9 protein-coding genes are annotated in these 4,807 nt (G+C 70.7%); 4 read left to right on the top strand and 5 right to left on the bottom strand.

The genetic code is table 11. From position 1 onward, the window contains the following. Nucleotides 1-188: zinc-binding dehydrogenase (locus tag ACFFNX_RS42475; RefSeq protein WP_378211918.1), on the top strand; the 188-nt coding region annotated here is incomplete at its 5' end. On the opposite strand, the gene ACFFNX_RS42480 is transcribed toward ACFFNX_RS42475, so the two are convergent. After that, on the bottom strand, nt 189-509 hold the full coding sequence (locus ACFFNX_RS42480; protein WP_378211919.1) for a putative quinol monooxygenase: 321 nt from the start codon (nt 507-509) through the stop codon (nt 189-191). It lies immediately after the preceding gene. 90 nt (nt 510-599) lie between these two features. Here ACFFNX_RS42480 and ACFFNX_RS42485 point away from each other — a divergent pair, with 90 nt between their 5' ends. Next, complete coding sequence (locus ACFFNX_RS42485; protein ID WP_378211920.1) at nt 600-1,652, top strand: aldo/keto reductase; 1,053 nt, start codon at nt 600-602, stop codon at nt 1,650-1,652. On the opposite strand, the gene ACFFNX_RS42490 is transcribed toward ACFFNX_RS42485, so the two are convergent. Genes ACFFNX_RS42490 through ACFFNX_RS42510 form a run of 4 tightly spaced genes read right to left on the bottom strand, consistent with a single transcriptional unit; the run spans nt 1,549 to nt 3,979 of the window. After that, on the bottom strand, nt 1,549-1,857 hold the full coding sequence (locus ACFFNX_RS42490) for a transposase (RefSeq protein WP_378211921.1): 309 nt from the start codon (nt 1,855-1,857) through the stop codon (nt 1,549-1,551). The genes ACFFNX_RS42485 and ACFFNX_RS42490 overlap by 104 nt on opposite strands. After that, nucleotides 1,769-2,569: a hypothetical protein gene (locus ACFFNX_RS52455; RefSeq protein ID WP_446678556.1), complete on the bottom strand. Its 801-nt coding sequence runs from the start codon at nt 2,567-2,569 to the stop codon at nt 1,769-1,771. The genes ACFFNX_RS42490 and ACFFNX_RS52455 overlap by 89 nt, the downstream gene beginning before the upstream one ends. A gap of 26 nt (nt 2,570-2,595) precedes the next feature. After that, nucleotides 2,596-2,835, bottom strand: coding sequence for a hypothetical protein (locus ACFFNX_RS42505; RefSeq protein ID WP_378211924.1), 240 nt, complete (start codon nt 2,833-2,835; stop codon nt 2,596-2,598). A gap of 10 nt (nt 2,836-2,845) precedes the next feature. Continuing rightward, entirely contained in the window at nt 2,846-3,979 is a 1,134-nt protein-coding gene (locus ACFFNX_RS42510; RefSeq protein ID WP_378211925.1) for an inorganic phosphate transporter, read from the bottom strand. A 205-nt stretch (nt 3,980-4,184) separates the two neighbouring features. On the opposite strand from ACFFNX_RS42510, the gene ACFFNX_RS42515 reads away from it, so the two are divergent. Together ACFFNX_RS42515 and ACFFNX_RS42520 are read left to right on the top strand one after the other, a co-directional pair. Beyond that, nucleotides 4,185-4,577, top strand: coding sequence for a YciI family protein (locus ACFFNX_RS42515; protein WP_378211926.1), 393 nt, complete (start codon nt 4,185-4,187; stop codon nt 4,575-4,577). A 36-nt stretch (nt 4,578-4,613) separates the two neighbouring features. Next, nucleotides 4,614-4,807, top strand: a 194-nt coding sequence (locus ACFFNX_RS42520; protein ID WP_378211927.1) for a sigma factor, incomplete at its 3' end; no start/stop codon positions are given.

Below are 4,807 nucleotides of genomic sequence, written 5' to 3' on the forward strand. Positions count from 1 at the left end.
TGTCGCACTCGGCGGGCCCCGGCGCGGACCCGCAGGCGGTCGAGGGACTGGCCGTGGCCGCGGCGCTCGCCGGGCAGGGCCGCTTCACCGTGCCGGTCGCGGCCGCGTTCCCCCTTGAGAACGCGGCCGCCGCCCACGAGCTGAGCGAGACCGGCCACGCCCGAGGGAAGATCGTGCTCACCCTCTAGCTAGACGGCCATCTCCCCCAGCTCGGACCAGTCGTCCTGCGGCACGGTGGTGTTCACGATGCGCGGGGTCTCGGCCAGGTGCGGCGGCAGCGTCCGCTGCGCCGTCTTGAAGTGGTCGGACTGAACGTGTGCCGCGCCGGCCTCGCCGTCGCGGAACGCCTCGACGAGGACGTACTCGTTCGGGTCGTCGAGGCTGCGCGACCAGTCGAACCAGAGGCAGCCGGGCTCGGCGCGGGTCGCCTCGGTGAACTCACGAGCGATCTCCGGCCACCGCTCGGCGTCCTCGGGCCGAACTCGGAACTTGGCGGTAATGAAGATCATGAGAACTCCTCACGCTCGGCTACGCCCCCACGATGCCAGAGGGCCCACGGCCTCACGAAGGGCCGGGAGGCCGTGTCTAGGATCAAGAACATGGAATATCGACAGTTGGGACGTTCAGGCCTGAAAGTGTCGGTGCTGACCATGGGCACCATGACCTTCGGCGGCCAGGGGAACTTCGCCAACGTGGGTAACACGGACGTCGACGAGGCGCGGCGGCAGGTCGACATGTGCCTTGAGGCCGGTGTCAACATGATCGACACGGCCGACGTGTACTCGACCGGCCGCTCGGAGGAGATCGTCGGTGCGGCGGTCAAGGGGCGCCGGGACGACGTGCTGCTCGCCACCAAGGTCCGGATGTCGATGGGCCCCGGCCCCAACGACGCGGGCCTGTCCCGTCACCACATCGTGTCCGGCTGCGAGGCGAGCCTGCGGCGGCTCGGCACGGACCACATCGACCTGTACCAGGTGCACGAGTGGGACGGCGTCACTCCGCTCGAGGAGACCCTGGAGGCGCTGGACTCGCTGGTCCGCTCCGGCAAGGTGCGGTACGTCGGCGCGTCCAACTACACCGGCTGGCAGCTGATGAAGGCGCTCGGCACCGCGGACCGCCTGGGCTACGAGCGGTTCGTCAGCCAGCAGATCTTCTACTCGCCGCAGGCGCGCGAGGCGGAGTACGAGCTGATCCCGGCCGCGATCGACCAGGGGCTGGGCGTGCTCGTGTGGAGCCCGCTCGCCGGTGGCCTGATGTCGGGCAAGTACCGGCGCGGCCGTACGGCGCCGGAGGGATCCCGGCAGCTCACCGAGTGGAACGAGCCACCGGTCCGCGACGAGGAGAAGCTGTACGACACGGTCGACGTGCTCGTCGACATCGCCGGGGGACACGGCGTCTCCGCCGCCCAGGTCACGCTGGCGTACCTGCTCGACCGCCCCGCCATCACGTCACTGATCATCGGCGCGCGTACCGGCGAGCAGCTCGCCGACAACCTCGCCGCCGTGGAACTGACGCTCGGCGAGGACGAACGCGCCCGGCTCGACGAGGTCAGCGCACTGCCGCTGCTCTACCCGTACTGGCACCAGGCCGCCACCGCACAGGACCGCCTGTCCCCGGCCGACCTGTCACTGCTCGGGCCGCATCTCGACTAGCTTGACTCTGTCGGGCGGTGCGCTGGGCGGTGCGCTCGCGGACCAGCCCGGCCTCCTTCAGACGGGCCAAGGCAAGGTCGAGGAGACGGTCCGCCCGGCCGTCCCGCAGCAGACGGTCACAGAAATCGGTCAGAACGCTGTGGTGGAAGCCGGGGTCGTCGAGCTCGAGGCCGAGCGCGTACTTGAAGTCGATGCGGCAGCGCACGGCCTCGGCGGCATCGCGGTCGGACAGCCCGAACAGGAAACTGCAGCACGCTCACCGTGGCCAGCTGGGCGGGCGAAAGCCCGGGACGCCCGTCGCGCGGGTACCCGCCGGCGAAGTCCTCGTCCCCCCACAGGCCCTCAAGACGGTCGCGCATGGGGCAGGTGACCTCCTGGCGGTCGAAGTCGATGCGGAAGTCGTCGCGGGCGAAGCCATCGCCCCGGCGGTGCTGGTGAGTGGGGTTACCCGGCAGCGGTCCGACGACGGTGATCCGGTGTTCGCGTTCGGCCTGCTCCAGGTGGGCCGGGGAGGTGTAGCCGCCGTCGACCAGATGCTGGTCGGGGCGTAGCCTGCGGCGTTCTGGCCGGGTGTGGATGTCGGGCAGGACCTCGGTGTCGGCGCTGGTGGCCGGCATGGTGGCCACGTCCGTGATCACGTTGGGTTGGCCGTCGGAGCAGGTCTCGGTCACGTGTGCGAGGAACCCGCTCCAGCGGGTGACCTCGGCATGCGCCACTGCCGATACCGCGGGCAGGCCAAGGCCCACCTGCAGCACGTACTCACCGCCATCGCCGTCAACATCGAACGCCTCAGCCAGCAGCCCCCTGGCGAAAACGCACCCCCACGACCACCGACAGCCTTCCAGGACCACCTCGACCAGCAGAGCATCCCACGCCTGCGCTCCTGGCGAGCCGTCAGCTGACACGACCGACAGCACCGACCAAGATCCCCGACAGAGTCAAGCTAGTGGAACTGGGGCACGATGAGGTAGATCCCGTACGCCGCGATGGCGGCGCAGGCGAGGAAGCACAGACCGGCGGCGACGGTGCCGAGGGCGCCGGCGCCCGCCGGTGCGTCCGTCTCGGCGGGCTGCGGCCTGACCGAGGCGGCGAGGACACCGACCGCGAAGATCACGACGATCGCGACGCCCACGCCGAGGCTGACCAGCGCGACCTCGCCGAGCGCACTCCACTTGACGTCCATCCGGTCCTCCTTACGCCGCGGTCGGCGCCACGACGGGCGCGGTCGGCTGGTCGTTGACGTTGCCGGCGGTGACCGGGTTGCGCCGCGAGAGCGTGTAGATCGCGACGGCGACGGCCACGGCGACCAGGCAGATCACGACGATCCCGGCCGTACCCTGCTTGGCCACGGCCGCCGAGACGCCGCCGACCACGGCGGCGGCGGGGAGCGTGAAGATCCACGCCAGCGCCATCCGCCCGGCCACGCCCCAGCGCACCTCGGCGAGCCGCCGGCCGATGCCGGCGCCGAGGATGCCGCCGGAGCACACCTGCGTGGTGGACAGCGCGAAGCCCAGGTGGGAGGAGGCGAGGATCACCGTGGTCGAGGCGGTCTCGGCCGCGAACCCCTGCGGCGACTGGATGTCGGTCAGTCCCTTGCCCATCGTCCGGATGATCCGCCAGCCGCCCGCGTACGTGCCGAGCGCGATGGCCAGCCCCGCCATCAGGACCACCCACCACGGCGGGCCGGAGCCGTGCGAGAGGATGCCGGCCGAGATCAGCGTGAGGGTGATGACGCCCATCGTCTTCTGCGCGTCGTTGGTGCCGTGCGCCAGCGAGACCAGCGACGCGGAGGCCACCTGCCCGAACCGGAACCCGCGCGTGACCTCCCGCTCGCGCCCGCGGCGCGTGATCACGTACGCCAGGTAGGTCGCGACCATCGCCACGACGCCGGCGACGATCGGGGAGGCGACGGCGGGGATGAGGATCTTCTCGGTGACCTCGGTGAAGTGGACGCCCTTGACGCCGGCGCCCACCCAGACCGCTCCGATCAGCCCGCCGAACAGCGCGTGGGACGAGCTCGACGGCAGGCCGAACAGCCAGGTCAGCAGGTTCCACACGATCGCGCCCACCAGCCCGGCGAAGATCATCCAGGGGGTGACGAGCGTGTCGTTGACGATGCCACCCGAGATCGTCTTGGCCACCTCGGTAGAGAGGAACGCGCCGACCAGGTTGAGCGCTCCGGAGATCGCCACGGCGATCCGGGGAGGCAGCGCGCCGGTCGCGACCGAGGTCGCCATCGCGTTCGCGGTGTCGTGGAAGCCGTTGGTGAAGTCGAAGGCCAGGGCCGCGATCACCACGACCAGGACCAGGAGAGACCAGTGACCCATCAGGGCTTACCTCCCTGTGACGGCACTTCCGCACACCGTAGATGCGAGGCGTGAACGGCAGGTGAAGTCACTCCCAGGCGTGGGCGACAAGCGATCCTCGAAAGATCTCCTGCCAGGATGTCGAGAAACCGCGGCCGGCTTCTACCTGTGGGTGAGGGCGCCGGGAGGCGGCGCGGCAGCGGGAAGGACAACGACCGTGAAGTACATGATGTTGATGCAGTTCAGCGCGGCGCAGGCCGACTTTCCGAGCATCGATCGCTGGTCGGCGGAGGAGGTCGCGGCGCACCTCGACTTCATGCGGCGCACCAATGAGGGACTCGTCGAGTCCGGTGAGTTCGTCGACGGGCAGGGCCTGGCCATGCCCGACCAGGCCAAGATCGTACGCGCCGGTGACGGCGGCCGGCCGGTGGTCAGCGACGGGCCGTTCCCCGAGACCAAGGAGTTCCTCGCCGGGTGGTGGATCGTCGACTGCGAGACGCCGGAGCGTGTCATCGAGCTCGCCGCCGCCGTGTCGGCCGCACCCGGCCCGGGCGGCCGTCCGCTGAACATGCCGATCGAGGTCCGCCCGGTGATGGCGGCCCCGACCGAGGAGCTGTGACCGCTGGAGACGGGTGCCGATGACCTGCTGCGGACGCTGGCGCCGCAGGTCATCGGCGTGCTCTCCCGGCGCTTCGGCGACTTCGAGGCCGCCGAGGACGCGGTGCAGGAGGCGCTGCTCGCCGCGGCGACGCAGTGGCCCGCCGACGGCGTGCCCGCCAACCCGCGGGGGTGGCTGATCCAGGTCGCGGCCCGCCGCATGACCGAGCAGGTGCGCGGCGAGCAGGCGCG

Source organism: Actinoallomurus acaciae (assembly GCF_042429965.1).
GTDB lineage: Bacteria > Actinomycetota > Actinomycetes > Streptosporangiales > Streptosporangiaceae > Actinoallomurus > Actinoallomurus acaciae.